General features: G+C 41.2%; 21 protein-coding genes and 2 pseudogenes. 2 read left to right on the forward strand and 21 right to left on the reverse strand.

The window, feature by feature from the left end; genetic code table 11:
- Positions 1-196: 196 nt before the first annotated feature.
- The 9 genes from GFB47_RS14125 to GFB47_RS14165 form a co-directional block, all read right to left on the reverse strand.
- The gene (locus GFB47_RS14125) at positions 197-544 is read right to left on the reverse strand and encodes an HNH endonuclease (RefSeq protein WP_153448678.1); all 348 of its coding nucleotides are present in this window, start codon (positions 542-544) and stop codon (positions 197-199) included.
- A 191-nt stretch (positions 545-735) separates the two neighbouring features.
- Positions 736-1,296 carry a hypothetical protein gene (locus tag GFB47_RS14130; protein ID WP_153448679.1) on the reverse strand — a complete coding sequence of 187 codons (561 nt, stop codon included), beginning with the start codon at positions 1,294-1,296 and terminating at the stop codon, positions 736-738.
- A 2-nt stretch (positions 1,297-1,298) separates the two neighbouring features.
- Positions 1,299-1,607 carry a hypothetical protein gene (locus GFB47_RS14135; protein WP_153448680.1) on the reverse strand — a complete coding sequence of 103 codons (309 nt, stop codon included), beginning with the start codon at positions 1,605-1,607 and terminating at the stop codon, positions 1,299-1,301.
- A gap of 590 nt (positions 1,608-2,197) precedes the next feature.
- Positions 2,198-4,045, reverse strand: a complete 1,848-nt coding sequence (locus GFB47_RS14140) for a primase-helicase family protein (protein ID WP_153448681.1) — start codon at positions 4,043-4,045, stop codon at positions 2,198-2,200.
- A 535-nt stretch (positions 4,046-4,580) separates the two neighbouring features.
- Positions 4,581-4,892: a hypothetical protein gene (locus tag GFB47_RS14145; RefSeq protein ID WP_153448682.1), complete on the reverse strand. Its 312-nt coding sequence runs from the start codon at positions 4,890-4,892 to the stop codon at positions 4,581-4,583.
- Positions 4,893-4,894: 2 nt separating this feature from the next.
- A complete protein-coding gene (locus tag GFB47_RS14150; protein WP_153448683.1) occupies positions 4,895-5,341 on the reverse strand; it encodes a hypothetical protein in 447 nt (148 codons plus the stop codon).
- A gap of 352 nt (positions 5,342-5,693) precedes the next feature.
- Positions 5,694-6,920, reverse strand: a complete 1,227-nt coding sequence (locus GFB47_RS14155; RefSeq protein ID WP_153448684.1) for a tyrosine-type recombinase/integrase — start codon at positions 6,918-6,920, stop codon at positions 5,694-5,696.
- Positions 6,921-7,064: 144 nt separating this feature from the next.
- The gene (locus GFB47_RS14160; RefSeq protein WP_153448685.1) at positions 7,065-7,634 is read right to left on the reverse strand and encodes an HPP family protein; all 570 of its coding nucleotides are present in this window, start codon (positions 7,632-7,634) and stop codon (positions 7,065-7,067) included.
- 164 nt (positions 7,635-7,798) lie between these two features.
- Positions 7,799-8,809: a phospholipase A gene (locus GFB47_RS14165; RefSeq protein ID WP_153448686.1), complete on the reverse strand. Its 1,011-nt coding sequence runs from the start codon at positions 8,807-8,809 to the stop codon at positions 7,799-7,801.
- Between the two features lie 225 nt (positions 8,810-9,034).
- Between GFB47_RS14165 and GFB47_RS14170 the strand changes: the two genes are divergently transcribed.
- On the forward strand, positions 9,035-9,616 hold the full coding sequence (locus tag GFB47_RS14170; protein WP_153448687.1) for an outer membrane beta-barrel protein: 582 nt from the start codon (positions 9,035-9,037) through the stop codon (positions 9,614-9,616).
- A gap of 58 nt (positions 9,617-9,674) precedes the next feature.
- Here the strand turns inward: GFB47_RS14170 and guaD are convergent, their stop codons facing one another.
- The 11 genes and pseudogenes from guaD to GFB47_RS14225 all read right to left on the reverse strand — a co-directional run bounded on the left by guaD (position 9,675) and on the right by GFB47_RS14225 (position 21,352).
- Complete coding sequence (guaD, locus tag GFB47_RS14175) at positions 9,675-10,979, reverse strand: guanine deaminase (RefSeq protein ID WP_153448688.1); 1,305 nt, start codon at positions 10,977-10,979, stop codon at positions 9,675-9,677.
- Between the two features lie 118 nt (positions 10,980-11,097).
- Complete coding sequence (xdhC, locus tag GFB47_RS14180; protein ID WP_407701706.1) at positions 11,098-11,949, reverse strand: xanthine dehydrogenase accessory protein XdhC; 852 nt, start codon at positions 11,947-11,949, stop codon at positions 11,098-11,100.
- A 51-nt stretch (positions 11,950-12,000) separates the two neighbouring features.
- A complete protein-coding gene (gene xdhB / locus GFB47_RS14185) occupies positions 12,001-14,436 on the reverse strand; it encodes a xanthine dehydrogenase molybdopterin binding subunit (protein WP_153448689.1) in 2,436 nt (811 codons plus the stop codon).
- A pseudogene (gene xdhA / locus GFB47_RS14190) lies at positions 14,429-15,855 on the reverse strand (xanthine dehydrogenase small subunit). Before xdhA ends, xdhB begins: the two are co-directional and overlap by 8 nt.
- A gap of 527 nt (positions 15,856-16,382) precedes the next feature.
- Positions 16,383-16,877 (reverse strand): annotated as a pseudogene (locus tag GFB47_RS14195) (IS5 family transposase); the annotation flags it as partial.
- A 285-nt stretch (positions 16,878-17,162) separates the two neighbouring features.
- Positions 17,163-17,672, reverse strand: a complete 510-nt coding sequence (locus GFB47_RS14200) for an NUDIX hydrolase (protein ID WP_153448690.1) — start codon at positions 17,670-17,672, stop codon at positions 17,163-17,165.
- 58 nt (positions 17,673-17,730) lie between these two features.
- A complete protein-coding gene (locus GFB47_RS14205; RefSeq protein ID WP_153448691.1) occupies positions 17,731-18,435 on the reverse strand; it encodes a UTRA domain-containing protein in 705 nt (234 codons plus the stop codon).
- Positions 18,436-18,574: 139 nt separating this feature from the next.
- On the reverse strand, positions 18,575-18,736 hold the full coding sequence (locus tag GFB47_RS14210; protein WP_153448692.1) for a YqaE/Pmp3 family membrane protein: 162 nt from the start codon (positions 18,734-18,736) through the stop codon (positions 18,575-18,577).
- 68 nt (positions 18,737-18,804) lie between these two features.
- The gene (locus GFB47_RS14215; protein WP_153448693.1) at positions 18,805-19,203 is read right to left on the reverse strand and encodes a YccF domain-containing protein; all 399 of its coding nucleotides are present in this window, start codon (positions 19,201-19,203) and stop codon (positions 18,805-18,807) included.
- Between the two features lie 104 nt (positions 19,204-19,307).
- Positions 19,308-20,675: a TrkH family potassium uptake protein gene (locus GFB47_RS14220; protein WP_153448694.1), complete on the reverse strand. Its 1,368-nt coding sequence runs from the start codon at positions 20,673-20,675 to the stop codon at positions 19,308-19,310.
- A 14-nt stretch (positions 20,676-20,689) separates the two neighbouring features.
- Complete coding sequence (locus tag GFB47_RS14225; RefSeq protein WP_153448695.1) at positions 20,690-21,352, reverse strand: potassium channel family protein; 663 nt, start codon at positions 21,350-21,352, stop codon at positions 20,690-20,692.
- A 348-nt stretch (positions 21,353-21,700) separates the two neighbouring features.
- On the opposite strand from GFB47_RS14225, the gene GFB47_RS14230 reads away from it, so the two are divergent.
- Entirely contained in the window at positions 21,701-22,822 is a 1,122-nt protein-coding gene (locus GFB47_RS14230; RefSeq protein ID WP_153448696.1) for a mechanosensitive ion channel family protein, read from the forward strand.
- 81 nt (positions 22,823-22,903) lie between these two features.
- Here the strand turns inward: GFB47_RS14230 and GFB47_RS14235 are convergent, their stop codons facing one another.
- The gene (locus GFB47_RS14235) at positions 22,904-23,302 is read right to left on the reverse strand and encodes a DUF1090 domain-containing protein (protein ID WP_153448697.1); all 399 of its coding nucleotides are present in this window, start codon (positions 23,300-23,302) and stop codon (positions 22,904-22,906) included.
- Between the last annotated feature and the right edge of the window lie 133 nt (positions 23,303-23,435).

Consider the following 23,435-nt stretch of genomic DNA (forward strand, 5'->3'; position numbering starts at 1 on the left):
TTAACCCCGAAAAGGGTAGCGCCATTTCTCCAACTTAATATTGTGCTCTGGAGCAAAATGTCATTTTGAGCCACTTCACCCCCCGCCTGCCTAGCGTTAACAACACGGTAGGCCATCCGCTTAAGTGATTATTAGAGCTTCTTATATAGCTCGTTTGATGCCTTAACGTTGGGGTATGGTATGGACTATTGGCTTATCAGTAATCAAACCACTCATCATTGATATCTAAGCTGCCACCTGTTGCGCTGCTGCCACGCTTCACACCGTTCTTATAGTCGTTATCGTCACGACTGCACACCTTGTTATGACATGACCTGCACACTATTCGAATATTGCTTGAATCCATCGCATCTTCTGGCGTCTTACACGCTGCCAACGGTGTCGGATAGTGATCCGCTACCAGACCTTTACCAGTTTTATAAGGGCTACGTGTACCGCATAAGCAGCATGTCCAGTCAGCCTGTCTTATCAGTGCCATGCGTTGTTTACGCCATCTAGGATCGTCGTATACTGCGCGACGTAGTGCTTGCGTATTAAATAGCATTCGCTTCTCCTTTGCGGATATACATGCGGGTCTGCTGCTTGGCTTCAAGTGATACCAGCGGCAATGATAAGTTTCTGCCTCGAATCGGAGATTCTGGCTCTGAATCTGTGCTCAACTTTATGCGTAAAATCGCACTGTTGCGCTTCATCTGTCTGTTGTTAATTCTTATCACCACGCTGCTCTCCGTTGCATCACATCCAACGTATGCGCCTCGGCTGAGTGGTTATATAACGCCCTACACCCTTGTTGAATAGCGCTTCTCGTCTCATATCTGGGTCGTCCGGTAGCGTCTCATTCACGCCTTCCTTCAAACTGTCACGATATTTTTGCAATGCAATGATTGATTCGGCAAGTGTCTGTTTGCGTTCGATGCCGATAGCTTTCTTTTGGCGATTCCTCAAGCGAGCGATTGCGTAATTCAAACGCCTGATCTGGTCAGGCTCTACTTTCTCATCTCGATGCACCGCTTCCGCTTCGGTTTGCTGCTGACTTAATCGCTCAAGCCCTTCGATTGTATTTATCGCCCATAACTCGCGGTCTATATCAGCGCTCAGATAGTCATGGCATTGTTCAACGAGCGACAACGCTGTTTGTCGGCCTATGGCGTTTCGGCTTTGTCTCTCAAGCGAATAAGCCCAACTTGCAGCCGCTGACCGCTGCTTGGGGGTCATATTGGCGCCAATGGAGATCACGCTTATACGTTTGCCAGCGTTATGGCTAACTTGCGTGGTGTCCGATCCGATAACCCACATAATCAGATATCCGCGACTAGATCGACGACTTGCACGCTATGCGCTCCACCGTCCTTGTAAATATCAGCCATGGCCGTAGCCTGTGCTTCATCGACAACCACAACTAATAAAGGGCGGTGATCACAAACCTGCTTCATCATTTGCGCGTGATAGTACGCCGTGTGCTCAAGCTGCCGCGGTGCGTTCAAGTCGAACACTCGGTCACGGCTTATATCAAATCCCGCTTTTTTCAATTGAGCGCAGAAAGTCAGAATGGTATCTAAGCGACGTATCTCACTTTCGCATTTTTTGATATTCAGAATAAGAATCATGATTAAACCCTCTCGTTTCGATGTGGTTATTTTACCACCAAATTTAAAACGCTGTTCATAAGTTCATGGAGGTTTCATTGCAAGCCATAGCAGTATCTTGTTTTTTGCCATTAATCGAGATCTAGCGATTTACTTTGGGGAAAAATCGGTTGGGGAAATTTTCATTTTTGAATTAAAAAAGAGGTTTTGCTTTTGAAGGGATCCACCAGCTTAAACGCCTAAAACTGTACAAAGATCAACCTAAATTACAAAAGTTACAAAAAATCAAAACACCTTTTGTAACCGCTAAGTTATTGATTACTAAAATTAAAACAACCAAAGTTACAGCAGTTACAAAAAAAGGGGAATCATAAATTTCTATTTAGATTTAGTATCATTTCTGTAGCAACTTGGTTTTTTACTCTATTTTCTGTATTTTCTGTATTTTCTGTAACTTTAAAGATAAAGAGTAATAATAACAGCAAGTTAACGGTTACAGAAAATCCTCAACGGTTACAAAAAACCCCTGAAAGTTACAGAAAACCCGAAATAGTTACAGAAAAAAGGGTTAGACCGTTAGATCTAACCCTTTATCACGCACCACCAGCAATTTATTGATTGTAGCCGCTAAGGTTGGTTTGCTTACCAAATATACCCTTTACTACCGCGTTGGATTTGTTATTAACTTCTTCTTCAAACAGATCGTCTGGGTTTATATCAATCTCTAATTCAATGTGAAATTTATCCACAAAGAAAGCTATTGCCTCCTTATGATTAGGTACTAACCAACCACGCACCCCGACACCGTTTATTTTTACATTTTTGTTTATCACCGTTCCACCAGCGACGCGATCCAACTCTTTGCGTAATTGTTGTGATGTCATAACACCACCACGGCCACCAGAAGCGCGGATCCATTCTGCAATTGATGCCTTTAATACTTCTGGGCTGATCACCTTGTCGATTGGTTTTTTTTGATGAATGATACCGGTCGCGTTACCTTCATCTTTATATTTAACGTAACCAGTCTCTAAACAGTTAGCCCACCATTTAACAATATGATCCACAGATACGGCCTGTTGTTGCTTTAATCCATCTGTTTTAACCGCCGCTGTTAAATCAATATTCGATATATCGAGGTTACTGAATATATATGTTAGCTCTCGCAGCATGGTTTTATCAAAACCGCCATGCTTCGTCTTGCCACTGTAAAATGGCGCGAAATATTCCTTATTCTGTGCTTTCTGGGGGTTTACGTCTAGTACTAGATAACGCCTTTCATCGTTACTCGCTGGCACTACCCAAGCATCGTTCGACAATAAAGCTAAACGATAATATTTAGTGTGCATTTCCATGTCTACACCTTTGCGTTCTACCACCAGCATGTTACCCGTTACACTGTCCTTTAAAACGCCTTCGCTTTTCTTGTTGCCGCCCCAACTAATTTCTTCACCGACCACCAGTAACTTATTGATCAGGCCAGCCACGAAGCGCCCCCATATATGCTCTGCATCGCTTGTCATCATGGATTGTTGAACCCCAACCACTTGACACAAGATTTCCATAACCGTTGATTTGCCTGTGCCTTTTTCAGCTGATCGCAATACTGGCGCGAATTGCGGCCGCTTGGCTGGGTCTTGAATGATGTTAGCCATCCACGCCACAAATTGCTTAAACGCTTCATAATCACTATTACAAATATTATCGTGTACGTGTTCAAAGAAACGCATAGAAGCACGGCTGGTTGTCATTGATTCAAGTTGCACCTTAAGACCTTCGAACCCATTTAAAGGCAAGATGATGCTTTGGCTTGGTGCATTATCAACGGTATGGGGAAAGCCTTGGAATAAGTTCAGCGTATTGCGTCGATCTTGGTCGCGGAATTCTTTTTTTTCATTTGGATTAAACGCAACTGATTCATAGATCCGCGCAACGTCTGATTGTTCGATAAAATACTTGGCTGCTGGTAAATACTTAAGCTTCGGATCGCCTTCTTTGTCTACACCCCAGTACGCCAACTTCAAACCCGAAAAGCTATTGATAATAGTAGACGCTGACATTATGCGTAAGTCGCTTGAACTATGTTCTATAATGCGAGCCGCACCACCAATCATCGCCTTGGCATACTTGCCGCCCATAACTTTATCGATAACCGCCTTGGCTTCAAATATATCAACGGGTACTAAATCATTGCGACCTTTAGCAATGCGAAGGTTAGTGATACGACACATCGCTTGTATGTTATCGACCATTTCCGTGATCTTGCTTAGACGTTCTTTCTTATTCGCCGCTTGTTGTTCTTCTGCTGTCAATGTATCAGTATTAGCACCATCTTTTGGTTGTGGCGCGTCGCTGTGTGAAATATTTTCCGGTTCGGTGGTGTCTGGCTTCACATTTTGCGTAGCGTCGACATATTTCGGATCTTGTTTCTTTGAATCGCTGCTATTTTCATCTTTCATTATGTTATACTCATGTTTCATAAGTAGTGAGTTAACCTGTCTTAATTAACTCTCGAATGATGGTTTAGTAGTCAGTCATTCTTAAATAGCCCTTGTACTTTGCAAGGTTTTTTTTTATGCTTCTTTCTTAATTGCTGCTTGAACTTGACGGCAAATATCTTGCTCCACTTCTTCCATTTATTGATCTCGGTCAATAAACGCTTGCGAAGCGTACGACCTGTTTTGCTTTCATAGCAACTTCTTCATATTCTGTTAATTTCATTTTATAACCCTGCAAAAACAACAACGCCACCTCGCCCCAATAAAGGGTGAGATGGCGAGGTGGCGTTATTGTAAAACTCGGTAATCTAACATCTCATTGTTGATTGAATTGCTAATATAAGGCAATATTCAATTATTTAGTAAATGATATTATCGAATAGTCAATATTTATTTTTCAAATGAAATTAAGCGAAATTAAAGGTAAAACGTAGGATATATAAGGCATCATAACCATATAACCGAAAGTAATATATATAACGCAAAAAAGTGTGAATTACTTATATGTACGCACTTCGTAACTATGACTGCTTATCTTGCGTATATTGTATGTTTTCGTTTCAGTGCCGGAACTTGACCAGCGCGGTTTTGGCGGTAACTTAACCGATTTATCAACTTTTGGCGCTGCACTCGGCCACTCTTTTTTTACGGCTGGCTTTTCGGTTCCATCCGACAATTTAAAAACAGTAGTGCCGCTTTCATTAACTGCGATCCCTCCAGTATGCGCTTTCAAAACACTGTAATCGGGGGCTGCTTGCGCTCCCCCTACCACCAGCATTAACGAAAGTAATGCTATTACCCTGCTCATTATTATTGCTTATTAGTAGCTGACTTCTGGGTATAACAAACGCTGTAGCCGTGCAGTTGCTTTGGATCGCGCTCTCTAGACACTGTTACATCAATCGCAAAGGCGGTGACGTTTGTTGCTCTGTCAATCGCCCCGTGTAGCTTTCTAGCGTATCCGCTGTTCGCTATATTGGCGCAAGAGTTGACCGCAAAGCCTTGCGTATCCTTTTCGCTAAGTGGGGTCTTGCCTTCGTCCATGTTGATAAACATTACCAGAACACTATCATTAAGCTCAGCATGACCACCAGTAGCCACACCATAACCTTGGAACGGCTTGTCTTTAATTGATTTTGTAAACTCCTCACCAAAATTGCTGACCATCACACCACTTGCGTAATACGGAGCCGGAGCTGAACAACCTGTTAATACTGCTGTCGCTGTCAATACTGCTAAAACAACTAATTTTTTCATTTGATAGTCCTGTTTGGTTTAAGCAAAAAAAAGTCAGTTATCTACACCCCCGTCTTGCAATGAAGCGCAACGGCTCGCGTGGGTGTAGATAACTGACTCATTTAAATATGTGTTATTGAATACGCGAGCAATCAACCCGAACATAATAAAACAGCATTCAATTGGTTGTCAAATTATATTAATGCATAATGAACATTGAGAAATAAATGGCTTTACGTTAATTATATAAAACCATTAAGAATTATAACGAAATGGAATATAGACAATAAAAAATGTGACTATCTATCTTTTCGCAGCATAACTAATCAATAACACACAACAAAAAAATAATTGCTACTGACTTGATCATAACTTAACCCTTTAGCCTCCACCTGCTACCAGCACTTTCACTATTAACTCCACTCACCGCTTCAATATCGCCCTCATTTTCCACTAAATCACTCATATACTGATAAAGCGGCTTGCGCTGCTCTTGGTATTCAGATTTATTGTAGATGCGTGATATCTGCGTATTCACCGCGTGACCCAAGCAAATTTCAATATACATAGGATTAAAACCCGCATCATTTAATATACTGCTGAACGTATATCTTAACCGATGCGCAGTTGATTTTTCTTTTATGCTAGCGAAAACAACGCCGACAAATTGTCGATGGTTCGGTTTGTTTCTGTTATTTCGAAGATGAAAAACGTAGTGATCATTTTCAGCACCCACTGGCTTGATTTTTTCAAGTAAACTTTTCGCATATTCTGTCAGAAAAACATCAATATTAGTGCTAGTTTTTGACTCAAATATACTAACTTTATTATTATCAAAACCTATATCTTTCCACTGTAAATTAAGTAAAGATTGCACTCTGCAACCCCACATCAACAAAAGTAAAGTAGCGTATTTTTTTTCGATAGATTTCTTGCAAGAGTGAATATCTGAAATAAACTGAGGTAATCTATCAACTGTAACAAAGTCAAGATCGGGCTTAGGCGGCTCATTCTCTAAAGCTAACAATCCCGTGAAGTTTTGCTTCTCAATATCTCCAAACTCGGATTCGCAAAAAGCCATAGTATTTACTATGACAGAGTAGAATATTTTCTTGCGACTATAACTCTCAATATTCGCTCTTGCATGATCTTTAATCATATTGCGCGACAATTTTTTGTACGGAATTGACTTAAGTTGCCCCGCGTATTTATAAAAAACAGATTTGTAGTTATTAAGTGTCGATCTTTTTGTTTTCGTAGACGCCCTCGCGAAATATTTCTCAAACGCCTCAACCAGCGTCAATCCGACTACTTTTTTTTCAAGTATCGGATCATGTCCATCCGCTAATTGTGCTTTTAATTTTTTTACAATATTACGCGCGTGAGTAATCGTCACATCTTCATAATTTCCAATTTTGAATAGCTTTGTTTTTCCATTTATCGGTGATCGGAAACGGAAACACCAGCTTTTTTTTGATATGTCTGGCTTAAGCTTATTAATTGGGTGAAGTCTGAAAGTTAAACCGTCTTTACTAACTTGAAGTAGCTTGTCGCCAGCTTGTAGTCCATCGAAATATTTTTTTGTGAAGGGGTGTTCCATATTAAGTCCTTTTGAGCCGCGATTTTAGTGTTACTGAGTATTTTTCAGTAACACTAAGAGTAACACTGCAAAATTAAAAACGTTTAAATTTAGGGTGGTTAAATAAAACCACCTCACTGCAAGCTATTGATTTATATCAATGTATTATTTCACTGAAAAAGTACAACATTGATAATATAATACCCAGCGATTTAAAATTAAACTCACCACTAAAAACACCAATAAATTGAGCATCACTGGCATCAGCAATTCATAACCGATATCCATATTGCGACTGCCTATCACTGGCACTAATGCTGTTGCGGCGGCCGATGGGTGCATACATTCAAAGATGTACATCAACATTAATACAATGCCAATGGTTGCGCTGGCTAATAAGACAAAATCGGACAACACCATCGTCATGCCTAACGTTGCGTCAACGGTATGCCCCACTAAAAAACTCCAAGGTTTGGCTAATGGACTGCTTGGTAATGCAAAGATGATCACCGCTGAAGCGCCCATTGAGCCGAGTAATATCAACGACGCATTGGAGTCTTGTATCTGGGTGCTAATGGTGGTGACGATAAAAATAGTGGTAAATGCTGCCAAAGCGACCTTAATACGCTCGATTAATGGAATGACTGAAATATTTTGACTATCGTTGTGAACCACGCCGAGTTGCGCCAGTATGCGTAACGACCATTTTTTACTGTGTTGAAGGATTAAATGCATAAATTTCAGTATTTACTCAAAATAGAATGGCCAGATAGTTAAAATAAACGCTTCCGCAACTGGCTAGAATGGGTACAAAAAGTGCAGTAATGATAAACAATTTACATTTGGTTACCTAATAACATCCGACTATATATCATACCATTCAATGCTTATTTTGAGCGCTATAACCAACCTGTAATCGCCACTCCTGCCCCGATCCTTTGTTGGTTTTGGTTATAATCAATCAAGCTGCTGCCGTATCCTGATGAGTATTGCCCATAACCTCGAATTTTCCCCCAAATAGGAAACGAAAATCCGAATTCGGCATACCCTTTATGAGTGGAAAAATTCTCTCGACCAATAAAGGAAAATTCTAAATCATCCCACTTATAAGCACTGGTTAACTCAAAGTGCCCCATGTAATCATCAATATCAGGGTTATCATCACCGTCAGAATCATCGGGGGAATTTTTCTCATCTTCAGGAATGCGCCACCAAGGTTGAACTGCCACCACAAAATTGTCTTTGGCAAAATAAAATTGAGTATAAATTCGATTCCAACTGCGAGATAACTCTTGCCTTTGTCCATTCGATTCATGTTCCACCCCGAAACCTACCGCGGTATTTCCGCCAAAGGGGGTCCAAGCTGTAGGAGTAATATAGAATAATTCTGGTCGATAATTGGTTTCACGAAACGGACGCGAAATATCCTCAGCGTACACTTGCCAAAAAGACTTTAACGTCATGCCGAAATACAATGCATCCCCATCAAACATTAAATCACCGTAGTTTAATGGCACTTTAAAACTTATCTGAAACTCTGCTTCTGCATGGCTTAAACCATCAGACCAATCGGTATTGTCATACGCTTTCTCATTAATATTATCGGTATAAGTGATAGGTAATAAATAATTGAGTCGATGCGCGGTCATCACAAAAGGTTCGAAGGCGACTTCACGTTCCGATTTCAAACGTTGAGTCGCGAGGTTTTCATCTGGTTGATTGATTGCAACCGTGGTTTGAGTCACCTCCTCCAATTGGCACTCACTGCGAATACTCGCCACCGTCGCATCGCCGCTTTTTTGTTTAATTTTATCCAGCAAACATAAATCGTAGGCGCTCGGCGCTTCCGCCCAAGCAAATGGTACACAGCCTAAAATCAAGATGGCCATTGATATTGTTTTGATCTTCATCACCACTCCTTCACGCGACTTCTCACCCCTGTTTTAAATCCACTTTCACAGGCTTACATACACATTACTAGATCCCGTCACATATATTAATAATAAATTGATATAGTTGAAGAAATAGACCCTATGATTGCTTAAAATGTAAGCAGCTCAATTTGAGTATTTATTCAGCCCTATGTACTCAGCAAGATTTAGTCAACAACATTTATTCAACAATATGGATGACGTATGATGAAGCACTATCTGATCCTTTCACTCACGCTTATCAGTGTCAGTAGTTATGCTGATATTATGATCACACCGATGATCGGCTATACCATTGGTGGTGAAGTGAAAGATGCTCAAGATAATCGTTATGACATCCAAGGCGATTATAACTATTCGATAGCCATTGAGATCCCAGTAGAAAATGGCAGGATTGGGCTCTTTTATACTCAGCAAGATAGCCAATTAGACGATCTCGATTTAGATTCTCCGGTCAAATATTTATACTTACAAAGCAGCTTAGATCTGCCGATCAACGATAAGCTGTTAGGTTATGTTGGCATAGGTCTTGGCGGCTCGTATATTGACGTTGATTGGGCCAAGGGTAAGGTGGGGTTTTCAGCCACAGGCTTTGCAGGGTTAGAATACAAACTCACCCCGCATATTGCGCTCAATGCTCAGTTTCGCTGGCTAGGTACCACGGTCGATAGCAGCAGTTCAACCGTGTGTTATAGCGCGCATGATGTGAATAAATGTTATATCCATTTTGAATCGGATTGGATGAATCAATTTCAATCCAATGTCGGCTTCACTTTCCGCTTTTAGGTTAAAAAACAGCAGCCATATTTCAGCTCACAATAAGACATGCAAAGCTTTTTAAGTGCTAATTTTTGTACGCTAAGTTTCCTTCAATGTAGGTGGCATGCACGGTGCGGTCGTCCCCTAAACTCATCAATACAAAAAGCTTTTCTGATAAGGTTTTGGCTTGCTGCATTCTAAATTTCATCAAGGTAGTGGCGTTGGGTTCTAGCACCACAAAATCGGCTTCTTTACCCACTTCTAAACTGCCAATTTTATCGTCTAAGTATAACGCTTTGGCTCCGCCTAATGTGGCTTGATATAAGGATTTTACCGGATGCAGTTTTTGTTGTTGCAACTGCATGATTTTATAAGCTTCACTCATGGTTTGCATCAATGAGAAACTGGTGCCCGCGCCAACATCGGTACCCATTCCGACTCGTACGCCATAGCCTTCAAGACGAGTGAGATCAAACAATCCAGAGCCTAAAAACAGATTAGAAGTGGGACAAAAGGCAATCGCCGATCCGGTTTCTGATAGTCGCTGACATTCACAATCGGATAGATGTACACCATGAGCAAAGACCGAACGTTGATGCAATAAACCATAATGATCATACACATCAAGATAACCCTCACGTTCAGGAAAGAGCGATTTTACCCATTCAATTTCTTGTTTGTTTTCCGACAAATGGGTATGCATATACACACTTGGGTATTGTTGTAGTAATTTACCGACCATTGCCAGTTGCTCAGGACTGCTGGTTGGGGCAAAACGTGGTGTCACGGCATACGACAAACGCCCATTGTTATGCCACTTTTCAATCAGCTCTTTTGAATCGTTAAAGCCACATTCGGGCGTGTCGGTTAAATAATCTGGCGCATTGCGATCCATTAATACTTTGCCGCAGATCATGCGTAAATTACGGCGTTTGGCCTCTTGGAAAAACACATCGACCGATTGTTTATGGACCGTGCCGAACACTAATGCGGTAGTGGTGCCGTTACTGGCAAGCTCATCAAGAAATATCTTGGCGACTTTGTCGGCATATTCTGGATCTTTAAACCGTTCTTCTTCTGGAAAGGTGTAATTTTCCAGCCAGTCGAGCAGTTGCTCCCCATAAGAGGCGATCATGCCCGTTTGGGGGTAATGAATATGCGTATCCACAAAGCCTGCGGTGATAATTTTATCTCGATAGTTGATCATTTTCATATCGCTATTATGTTTAGCAATGGTTTCGATATGATCACCAACATCAATAATTTTACCATTTTCGACCACCAATAAGCCGTCTTCAAAGTAACGGTAAGCTTGCTCGATACCGACTTCATTGGGATCGGCGAGAATTTGAATAATGGCACTACGATACGCGGTTTTATGTTGCGGCATACGATTTCCTTATTGATATACCTTTAATACTGAACTCTGTGCTACGAAATTCTGTGATACTAAACTTTGTGCTAATTCGATAATTTTTGGTTAGTGTTTTTTTATGGTTGATAACGATTTATCCGACTAATCCATGTTGTTTTATTGGCCTTTTTTGTTCGAGTGTTTGGCCTTGATAATGGGCTATTAACTCACCCGCCACCGACACTGCAATTTCAGCAGGGTGCTTGCCTTTCACTGCGCCAATGCCAATTGGGCAGATCATATTATCAATAATATCAGCAGAAAAACCTCGGTGAGATAGGCGTAAATCAAATTTCTTGCGTTTGGTCAGTGAGCCAATCATGCCAAAGTAACTCGCATTATCTTGAGTTAAGATCGCACGCGCTAAATCAAAATCGAGCTGATGATTATGCGTCATCACCAAATAATAACTATTGGCTGGCATATGTTTGATTTCGCCGACCGGATCATCACTGACTAACTTATGCACATTCGGTGCCAATTGAGTAGGAAACTCCGCTTCACGTTCATCTATCCAAGTAATTTTAAATGGTAGCGTTTGTACGATATTCACCAGAGCTTTTGCAACATGACCTGCGCCAAATAATACTAAATGATGTTGATTAAAGCCGATGGGTTCAAAGCTTAGAGTTGCCATGCCACCGCAACATTGGCCTAATCTTGCGCCTAAATTAAAGCGCTCGATATGCGTTTTGTTTTCACCTTTTATTAAGATCTCGCGCGCCATTTGGGTGGCCAAATGCTCTAAATGACCACCGCCTATGGTGGCAAATAATTCATCACGGGTGACGATCATTTTGGTTCCTGCATCACGAGGGACCGAACCTTTATCTTCAAGTACGGTGACCAGCACACACTCTTCACCTTGTTGTTCAAGATACGCAAGATGCTGGATCCACGAGATTTGGTTGATCGGGTTTTGATGCTTGCTTTGATCCGTATTCATAATACATCCTTCATTATGTGGTGAAATCAACGATGAAACATGATCTCACTTTTATTCTTTTTCGCTGGCCACTTTTCGACGCTTGTGACTCGATTCATCGCTGCGTGGCTTTGCTTGAGGATTTCTTGCGCGCTCCATTGCCCACAACATACGCTCTGGTGTGGCTGGGGTATCCAACTGAACTGTGACGTTGTCACCTGAGTTGGCATTTTCTAGTGCGACTGCATGTACCGCATCTTTTAGCGCGCTCCACACCGACATGCCGAGCATAAATGGTGGTTCGCCCACCGCTTTTGAGTTAAATACCGTGTCTTCTGGATTGGTGCGGTTTTGTACAATCTCGGTTCTAAAATCAATGGGCATATCGGCAATGGCCGGAATTTTATAGCCCGCAGGACCATTGGTCATTAAACGGCCTTTTTCATTCCACACCAGCTCTTCGGTGGTCAGCCAACCGACGCCTTGGATAAAGCCACCTTCGATCTGGCCAATATCAATCGCAGGGTTAAGTGATGCGCCGACATCGTGCAAAATATCCGCGCGCAAAATTTTGTATTCCCCCGTCAGCGTATCGACAATCACTTCCGAGCAAGATGCACCATAAGCGAAATAATAGAATGGACGCCCACAGGCTTTTTCATGATCATAATAAATTTTAGGCGTGCGATAGAAACCTGTGCTCGATAACGACACCTGATTAAAATACGCTTGCTGAATAAAGTCGGAAAATGAGAACAACTGATCTCGTACTTCCACCACGCCATTATTAAACACCACTTCTTCTGGGGTGACTTTGTAGTGGCTGGCTGCAAACTCAACTAAACGTGCTTTAATCGTTAGAGCCGCATTTTGCGCCGCCTTACCATTAAGATCGGTACCAGAAGATGCCGCCGTTGGGGACGTGTTAGGGACTTTATCGGTATTGGTGGCCGTGATCTGAATTTGATCGACATCGACACTGAACTCTTGCGCCACAATTTGGGCGACTTTAATGTTCAGTCCTTGTCCCATCTCAGTGCCACCATGGTTTAAATGAATACTGCCATCGGTATAGATATGTAATAACGCCCCCGCTTGATTTAAAAACGTGGCGGTGAACGAGATACCAAACTTGACGGGTGTCAGTGCGATCCCTTTCTTTAAAATTGGGCTATTGCCATTATATTGCGCGATCTCTTGGCGACGTTTTTTGTATTCGCTGGTTTTTTCTAATTGGTCGGTAATATCAAATAAACAGTTATCTTCAACCGTTTGATAATAATGAGTGACGTTACGGTCTGCTAGGCCATAATAATTATGCTTACGAACGTCAAGCGGATCCTTACCCAAATAATGAGCAATTTCATCCATGATATGTTCAATCGTCATCATGCCTTGTGGGCCACCAAAGCCACGATAGGCGGTATTCGAAGCGGTATGGGTTTTACAACGGTAACCGACCACTTTAGCGTCACCGAGATAATAAGCATTATCTGAGTGGAACATTGCTCGGTCGACAATAGAATGAGACAAATCAATTGAATAACCACAATTTCCCGCTACCGATAAATCGATGCCCGTAATACGCCCTTGGTCGTCAAAGCCCACTTTATATTGGTTGTAGAATGGATGACGTTTGCCTGTCATCACCATGTCATCGTTGCGCCACAGCCGCATTTTGGTAGGCTTACCTGTTAAGCGAGCAATCACGGCAGCAAGACAGGCTGGAGCATTGGCTTGGGTTTCTTTACCGCCAAAACCGCCCCCCATACGTCGCATATCGATCACCACTTTATGCATTGGCACACCCAAAACGCCCGCAACTACTTTTTGTACCTCGGTTGGATTTTGGCTTGAAGTGTAAACAATCACTCCACCATCTTCACTTGGTACCACGCTACTGGCTTGGGTTTCTAAATAAAAGTGCTCTTGACCACCAACGTTAATATGCCCTTCCAATACATTCTTAGAAGATGCTAACGCCGCTTGATAATCCCCGCGCTGTTGCACATGGGTATCATTCACGAAGAACTCTTTTTCCAACGCTTCTTTTACATCTAAAATCGCGGGTAAAGCTTCCAGTTCGATCTTGGCCGCTAATGCTGCGGTGCGCGCGGTTTCCATATCTTTGGCCGCCACTGCAATAATAGGTTGGCCGTAATATTCTACAATGTCATCGGCAAGCAAAGGATCGCCAGGAAATACCGCGCCTATATCAAGTTGCCCAGGAATATCTTTACTGGTGATCACAATATCGACGCCATCAATCTCATAACAAGGGCTGGTGTCAATACTCACAATCTTGGCATGCGCTTCGGTGCTTAAACGACAATACACATGCAGCTGATTAGGAAACTCTAACCGATCATCGACATAGACCGCTTCACCTGTGACTTGTTTTGTGGCGCTATCGTGCTTAACCGATTTTCCCACACCGGTGGTCAGATCTTGTTTATATTGAGTCAGAAGTTCATCGTAACTTAATGTGATTTTATTGTGATTAGACATAAGACGTGACCCTCGTTTCAATACTGTTTTGTTTAAATTTGTGGCTGTTGGCTTGCGTGATGGCATTGGTTTGTTGCTCTAAAAAAAAAGCGCATCAACATATTGCAAGCCGTTTTGCTACGGTATTCTTTACTGGCGCGAAAATCTGAAAGCGGTTCAAAATCTTGCGCCATTTCTTCCATCGCGGCTTCAACGGTTTGCTTATTCCATGCTTTGCCTATTAAGGCTTTTTCACATAATGCGGCGCGCTTAGGTATGGCCGCCATGCCGCCAAATACCACTCTTGCATCCACGACCACCTCGTTTTCAATCACCAAGTTAAATGCACCACAAACGGCTGAGATATCATCATCTAATCGCTTAGACAGTTTTATAAGCACCAAACTGCGCATTGGGATCCAATGGTTTAGGTATGATTATTTTTTCAATAAACTCAGACTCTTGCTGAGCAGTCACTTTATAATTAATAAAGTATTCATCTATCGGTAAGGTGCGGGTTTGATTACCTTTACGCAGCGTGATTTGAGCATTTAAAGCAATAAGAAGAGGGGGGGTATCGCCAATAGGAGACGCATTGGCGACATTCCCCCCAATAGTACCTTGGTTACGCACTTGCAATGAGGCAAAACGATGCAATAATTGCCCAAAATCAGTGTAATAATTAGCCAATGTGGCGTAGCAATCACTGATCGGCAGGTTAGACCCAATCACGATATTTTGTTCGGTTTCACTGATCGTCTTCATATCGCTCACGCCAGTGATGTTAATTAACGTTTCGATATCACGATGAAATTGCGTCACTTCTAACGCTAGATCCGTACCACCAGCCACCAACTTAGCTTGTGGGTGACGTAGATATAAATCAGCCAGTTCCGCCGTGGTAGTTGGCGAGAAACTGGTTAGGTTCCCCTGCACCATCGGCGCAGTTTTTTGTTCAATTTTTTCCAATTTCGCGATAGTTTGCTGCTCAAGTTGTGCAAACTGATCCAGTAACGGCTTCTCATTACTAATAGACAGCGCTGCATCCACAATCGGACGATAACCAGTACAGCGACACAAATTACCCGCTAACGATTCCATGACCTCTTCTTTATTGGCATTGGGTTTATTTTTACTTAAAGCAAACATCGACATAATAAAACCAGGTGTACAGTAACCACATTGTGAACCATGGAAATCCACCAAGGCTTTTTGTACGGGATGCAATGACGATTTTTGGTGTAGATCTTCGACTGTGATCAGCTGCTTGCCATGTAAAGATGAGACAAAGGTCAAACAAGAATTGACACTGCGATATTGCAGTTGGCCATCCACTAGTTCGCCTAGCACCACGGTACAGGCACCACAATCACCAGAGCCACACCCTTCCTTGGTGCCGGTTTTATTTAGCTCTGTACGCAAATAATTCAGCACCGTCATATTTGGTGAAAGTCCACTCTCACGCTTGATGGTTTGATTAAGTAAAAAAGTGATCACGTTAACTCCTTGTATCGTCATCTTGCCGATATCTTCTTGTTTAAGTATGGCTGAACATGCCATTAATGCTTACCCTGATGGGGACAAACTCATTATCCATTAAGCAGCAATATTACGACTTATTTGTTGTTCCACTGTTAATAAGTATTGTTTTTCCTGACTATTGAGTCAACTTATAAAGATCACATTTTTGCAACATAAAATACAACAACCAACCAACTAATTAATGTTTAACACAATATTGTGTACAGTTTTGTGCCGCAGACGAGAAAATTAGCAATAAAAAACCGCACACTTCATCATTGAAGTCGTGCGGTGTTGTCATTTTGGGGTTGAAGGGGGCTTTGTTGCGTAATTCAAATTTAGAGGTGACAACACTAGAATGGTATTATTTCAATCAATTCGGTAAGTTTTAGGCATACCTAGCCCTGTTAGTTTATTTAAAGCTTTGATCATTGCGTAAGCTTCCCCAACTTGGGCATTATAATTTCATGATTAACGACATCAACACCTATATGTAACTTACGCCAGATCCGGCGCTTCCCATCAGTTCCATGTTTCCTGACTTTCCATTCACCCTCGCCGTAAACCTTGAGGCCAGTAGAATCAATGGCTAAGTGTTGTATCGTGCCACGAGCTTTCGTTTTGAATGAGACTTCAACCTCTTTAGCCCTACGACTAATACAAGAATAATGAGGGCAAGTGAGCGGGACATTAGCAAGTTGAAATACAGAATCAATAAATCCCTGCAATGCCCTTAAGGGCATTGAAAATATACGTTTTACCATAAGCGCTGTTGTTATTGCTAAATCACTGAAAATACGAGGTCTACCACGCAGCCCTTGTTTAGCTTCTTTCCATTCTTGGATAGCTTCTTCATCAATCCAGAAAGTCAGTGAACCACGTTTAATCAGTGATTGATTATATAACTTCCAGTTTTTGGTCTTATAACGAGGTTTTGGCATGAATATCGATGGTTTAGTGGGGAGTAAACGATCTGATCGTCAGTTTCACATTTAGTTCCATCGAATTACGCAACAAAGCCAATCCCACTGGCAAATCGTATGGAAAAAGACGCTTGGGTGCGCCGCCAAGAAAATGATCGCATTATTTTAAAGCCATACGCAGATCCTACGGCTTAAACGCGATTAAATATGAACTGAGCATAGCAAAAAGATGCTGACGAAAACTCATCGCTCGTCTTTTCTATGCCATCATTTATGGTTCATATAAAAACCCATAGCTAAAATTTAACCTGCAAGCAATTTCAGCAAAAAGGTTTCTCGTTCGATACTCATGCCCTTTTTTGGGCTTTGAGCGATGGTGTTTTCGTTATGTGCAATCGCCTCATGAATATTGATCCACACAGGTCGCATACCATTGTTAATTTCATGGCTCTCATAACGAGTTTCGCCTAATTGCTTATCCACTTGGCAGATAAAGCAATACGACAACATGTGGATCACATCGATATCATTTTTATACCAAGGTCGAAATTCTTCATAGCAACCAAACGGTTCAATATCTCGAATATTCAACGCGCCGGTTTCTTCTTCTAATTCGCGGATCATGCCTTGCACTTGATCTTCGCCCTCATCTAAGCCACCACCTGGCAAACTGTAGTCATGGTAACGTTCGGTAAATAAAAGCAAAATTTCATCATCGCACTGCACAATGGCGCGTGTTGCTAATCGTTGTTTAATGGTTTTGTTATCAAGAGTGGTGATATCTGGGTGAATCGTTGAGCGCAGTAATTTCATAGTATTAGATGGGTATCGTGTTAAGAATTTATGTGATTGATTAAGCTGACATAACCGTTCAATGAGGATGAGAGAAACTTGAGGTAATTTCGACTGCATCATGGCGCCAATATTCAAGATCATGCGCCATCGTTTGCCCTGCGAGATTAATATGTTGACGTTCAATAAGCAACGCCGAACTGCCACTGGTGGTTCGCAAAGCTTGTGCAATATCCGCATCAAGTGAGGTCATGGTCATTTTGGTCACGGTGCGTAAATAGGTTTGTTGATAGTGTTGCTGAAACAAGTCGGGTAACGAGCCGGTTAAATCACACTCAAGCAAGCCGGAAAATTTTGATTCAGAGACATAAGTGAGCACAAAAGCCACCGGCCTTGTATCTAATGATAATAACCGTTTCAGTTTGAATACTTTACTAAAAGCAGGTAGTGCTAATAATTGTGAAGCCTGTTTATCCGCTAGCATTGAGGTGGCAGAGATGAGTTGGATTAAGGGCTGTAAATGCTGCTCTTGTGCCATAAGTTCAAAAGGTTGCGGCTCCGAAAGATCATATTGAAAACGTTGCGGCGAAATAAACCAACCACGGCGATCTTCTCGAAAGATTTTGCCTTCAGTTTCAAGCAGGGATAATGCCTCTCTTAATGTCACTCGGGTGGTGTTAAAAGAGTCGGCTAACTGTCGCTCTGAGGGTAACTTCTGCATCGGTAACAAAGCACCGGCATCAATCTGCTCTACAATCGCCTCTTTGATCTTAACGTACTGCAATACTTAACCCTTCTTGAAACATATTGCTATTGCTCACAATGTCAACCTTCAAACAAAAACGCCCAGCACACAGCGTACTAGGCGTAGATTTTAATCAATTCATGCTTGAAAAGTAAATCACCGTAACCAATTGTTTTGGTTACTTGGTTACTATCCACAGCGCATGGATCATGGCTGGGAAGAAGAACAAGAAACATAATACAATGTTAATCAATAAATCTTTACCTACACCACATTTCAAAAATACCGCTACTGGTGGTAATAATACCGCTAAAATAATCGCGACTAATTTGTTATCCATTTTACCATCCTTGTTTTGCGTTCTAATAATAACTCTGTCTAAGTAACATAAAGCTATTTATCTCATGGTTAATATTTTTTAACAATCGTTTGTCCAATTGGCGCAAGAGAAATGAGAGCCAGTTTGATATGTTGGATCCCAAACGGAATACCAATAATGGTACAAAAGCAGGCAACGGCCGCGGTTAAATGGCCAATCGCAAGCCAAATACCTGCAAAAATAAACCAGACCACATTACCAATCATGCCTAGTGCGCCAGTACCAATATCATCTTTGAACGTTAACTCATTACGCTTAACCGCATCTTTGCCAAATGGAAAAAAGGTAAAGGTTCCAATCACAAAGCAAGATTTAGCCCATGGAATGCAGATAATTGTGAGAATGCAAAGCACCCCTGCCAACCACCAAGCAAGCCCCATAAACACACCACCAAACAAAAACCATAAAATGTTACCAATCGTGCGCATAATATCTCTTTATCAATTAAAGCAAATGATGCATGCCAATAAATTAGGATATACAAAAGCGAGCTGTAAAGCTCGCCTTCTTAAAATAGTTGATATATCTATCTTTAACCAGTTAATACATTATCTTCTGGGTATTTAAGTAATGTCGGTTTTGGTTTCGCTAACATGTAGGCTAATGTCATCGGACCAATTCGACCAATGATCATGATCACCACCATAATGTATTTACCCGGTTCCGACAATTCTGCAGTTAAACCGGCTGATAAACCGACGGTTGCAAATGCTGAAATGGTTTCAAACATGACTTTTTCAAAACTGGCTTTTTCGGTCAACATCAATAAAAACATAGAAAACGTAAGGATAATACCACTAACTACGATGATCGCCAAAGATCGGGTTACTTTTGGCCAACTTACCGTACGTCTAAACATCACCACATTTTGTTTTTGTCTCAAAAATGACCACGTCGCAACCACTGCCACCACAAAGGTCGACACTTTAATACCACCACCAGTTGAAGCAGAGCCAGCACCAATTAGCATCAGCACGATCATAATCAATAAAGCAGGCTGCCCCATTTGCGTAATATCGATACTATTAAAACCAGCAGTACGCGCGGTTGCCGATTGGAAAAATGCCGCTAGCCATTGCCCTTCTTCCGATAAATGCCCCATGGTATGAATATTATTATGCTCAAGCAGCCAAAACATCACTGTACCAAACAAGAGTAATACCGGTGTGGCAATTAACATGATTTTAGTATGAAGATTAAAACCGCGAAAACCGCGACGCCAATGAGCACTAACATCGGCAATAACTGTAAAACCGAGACCACCAAAAATAAACAACAATGCCAGAGGGATCACAACTTCTGGGTTAGATACATAATGCATTAAACTGTCGGAAAACAATGAAAAACCCGCATTATTAAACGCAGATACCGCATGAAAAAGCGAATACCATAGGCCCTTTCTCCAACCTAACTCAGGTACCCAAGTAAAAGCGAGCACCGCCATACCAAATAATTCAGCAATCATCGCAAAGATAATAATTTTCTTAACCAATTTTCTAAGGTTAATTCCCTTTTCTTGTCCTAACGCTTCTTTGGCTGCTGATTGCTGTTTTAAGCTTAAACGGACACCAAAGATATACAGTAAGATTGCCGAAAGTGTCATTTGACCTAAGCCACCAATTTGCATCAGCAACATAAGTAAAACTTGCCCTTCGATAGTGAAATGAGAACCGGTATCAACCACACCTAAACCCGTTACACTAATAGCAGATGTAGCGGTAAATAATGCATCAGCAAAAGATAAACCCGATACAGAGAATAACGGCATGGTCAAAAGTACAGCGGAAGGGACTAAGATAGATAAAAAACTACCTAAAATGATTTTTGGCTCTGACCAGCCTTTTTTCTCACCATCTTGTTTGATGGCAAATATGGAACCTTTTCTATCTATAACGCTCATAATTCACGCTTCGCTTACATTGATTTCATTCTATGAGCCATTGCAGAGTGAGGCCCAACAATAAAGAGGATATCCCCCATCTCTAAAACCGTGTTGTAATCAGGTGAGTCTATAATTTCAGGACCACGTTTAATCGCCAATACTTTCATATCTGCGTCTTTACACATGGAAACATCGCCCAGTTTTTTACCCATATTTTTAAGCGCAATAACGATTTCAGAAATCGCTAAGCCGCTACCAATATCGTGGAAATCAAACACGCGACGATCAAGCATTTTACGCGCGACGCGGACTCCCATATCTCGTTCAGGTAAAATCACATGGTCGGCACCAATTTTTTGTAAGATTTTGGCATGAAACTTATCATTCGCCTTAACCCAGACATTTTTAGCGCCTAATTCTTTTACCACCAGCGTCGTTAAGATACTGGCATTCACATCAGAGCCGATGGCAACCATCACCATATCGTATTCATCAAGCTTTAATTCTTGGGCTGTTTCTTCGTTAGAACAATTTGCCACAATAGCGTTATTGGTAATATTCGAGACAGCATTCACTCTCGCTTCATTGATATCTACCGCAAGCACTTCAGCACCTGAATCGCTTAATTCTCGACAAACTGAACTACCAAAGCGACCTAAGCCAATAACTGCAAATTGTTTACTAATTGATTTCATATTAAATTCTAGCCTTTTTTTTCGTCTCAAAGTACCGTTCTCTACATCCGCCAAATTTGAAATTGTCACTTGGCTAGTTATCTTTACTCAAGATGCAAAACGTCATTATAGATAATCGGAAAATATAGATAAAAGTCACAGTGCTTTTTATACCCTTACTGAGTCAATGCCAACCATTTTTAGTAAAATGTCTGCACTTTTTTCTATTATTGTTCAATATAACACCAAATAAATTTAATTCATCACAAATGCTAATAGGAATACGCAGAGATATTTGTTATTTTTCTTATCTTTAATAAATTCTAAACCCAGTAAGACTGGCTATAAACTTTAGGCTAAAGGACTTTCATGGATAATTTCCTCCTAACCATGCAGCAATTTTATCAGCAGCATACCCAAGACTGGAGCAGTGATATTGTCGCGATCATTGTATTTAGTTTAGTAGTCTGGATTGTTTGGCGTATCATTTATGCTCGCTTATCTCACATTGCCGACAAAACCAAGCTAGCATGGGATGATGTTATCTTACTGTCGTTAAAGTCTCCGGTAAGTACTTTGATCTGGTGTTGGCCGATGACTATCGGAACCGGCATTATTCTAGAAGATGTTTTTAATCGTAGTGTTTCATGGACTCAAACCGCGCAAATTTTACTGGTTATTTCAATTATTATTTGGACGCTATATCGTTTGATCGGGAATAGTGAAGATATTCTTGAAAGAAACAGTAAATATGATACTTCTACCGTTCAAGCTCTCGCTAAAATCGCCCGCTTAATGATCTTTGCTCTTGGCATATTAACCATGATGCAAACTCTGGGGTTAAGCCTTTCAGGGTTACTCACCTTTGGTGGTGTCGGCGGTTTAGTGGTCGGTTTTGCAGCCAAAGATTTATTGTCTAATTTCTTCGGTGGTATTGTGGTTTACTTAGATCGCCCTTTTCGGGTTGGTGATTGGATCCGTTCCACAGACCGTAATATTGAAGGTACAGTTGAACGCATTGGCTGGCGGATGACCATTATTCGCACTTTTGATAAACGTCCGTTATATGTTCCTAATTCAATCTTCACCAATATTGTGGTGGAAAACCCATCTAGAATGCAAAATCGACGCATCAATGAAACTATCGGTATTCGCTATCAAGATGCCGATAAAATGGATGGGATTATTCGTGATGTCACCGAGATGATCCGCAATCACCCTGATATAGATAATAAACAAACCATTATTGTTAACTTTACCAGTTTCGGTCCATCGTCATTGGACTTCTTTATTTATACTTTTACTAAAACCGTTGAATGGGTTCATTTCCATGAAGTAAAACAAAACGTATTGTTAAAAGTGCTCGACATCATTCATCAACACGATGCTGATGTGGCTTTCCCTACTCGTACTTTGCATATGCAATCTAGCCAAGTCGAACCGGAAATCACTCCTGCAGATGATCAAAACAATACAGAAACGACTAAATAGCGGGCTTAAAATATAAAAAATGCACATCATACCCAATATGACGTGCATTTTTTGCTTAAAATAGTGTGTTGAAAGTCTCTGCTATTTTTTAAATTTCGCCGCTTCTAATTGCAACTGATCCAGCTTTTGCTCATCTTCTGCGATCTTATCTTGGTACTTTTTAATTTTATCGGCTTTGTTGTCTTGCATTGCTTCAACTAAATCGGCTTTATGCTCGGCCATGTCTTTTTGTACATCAGAAATATCATCATAAAGATTCGACTCTAAACTGGCATCAGTACAATGCAATTTCGCTTGCTGTAATGCGGTGGTTAGCCCTGCTTCTTTATCTTGATTATCATGCAGTTTGGCCATTTCTAATTGTGTCTCTATCTGGCATGTTTTTTCAGCACAACCTATTTTGTCACTGCAGCTTTGCGCCCAAGTTGTGCCACTTGCGATCAGCAAGGTCAGTGCTAATACACCTTGATAAATTTTCATTTTTTCTCACTATTTATATAATTGATTATTATCTTATTATAGTGCATCCAACTGATATTTTTGTGAAGTATATTTTATGTCAGAAATAAGCTAGTATGCACGCCCGCTTAATCTAGTACTTATTGGAGTTTTT

The sequence above is a fragment of the Vibrio algicola genome (assembly GCF_009601765.2).
GTDB lineage: Bacteria > Pseudomonadota > Gammaproteobacteria > Enterobacterales > Vibrionaceae > Vibrio > Vibrio algicola.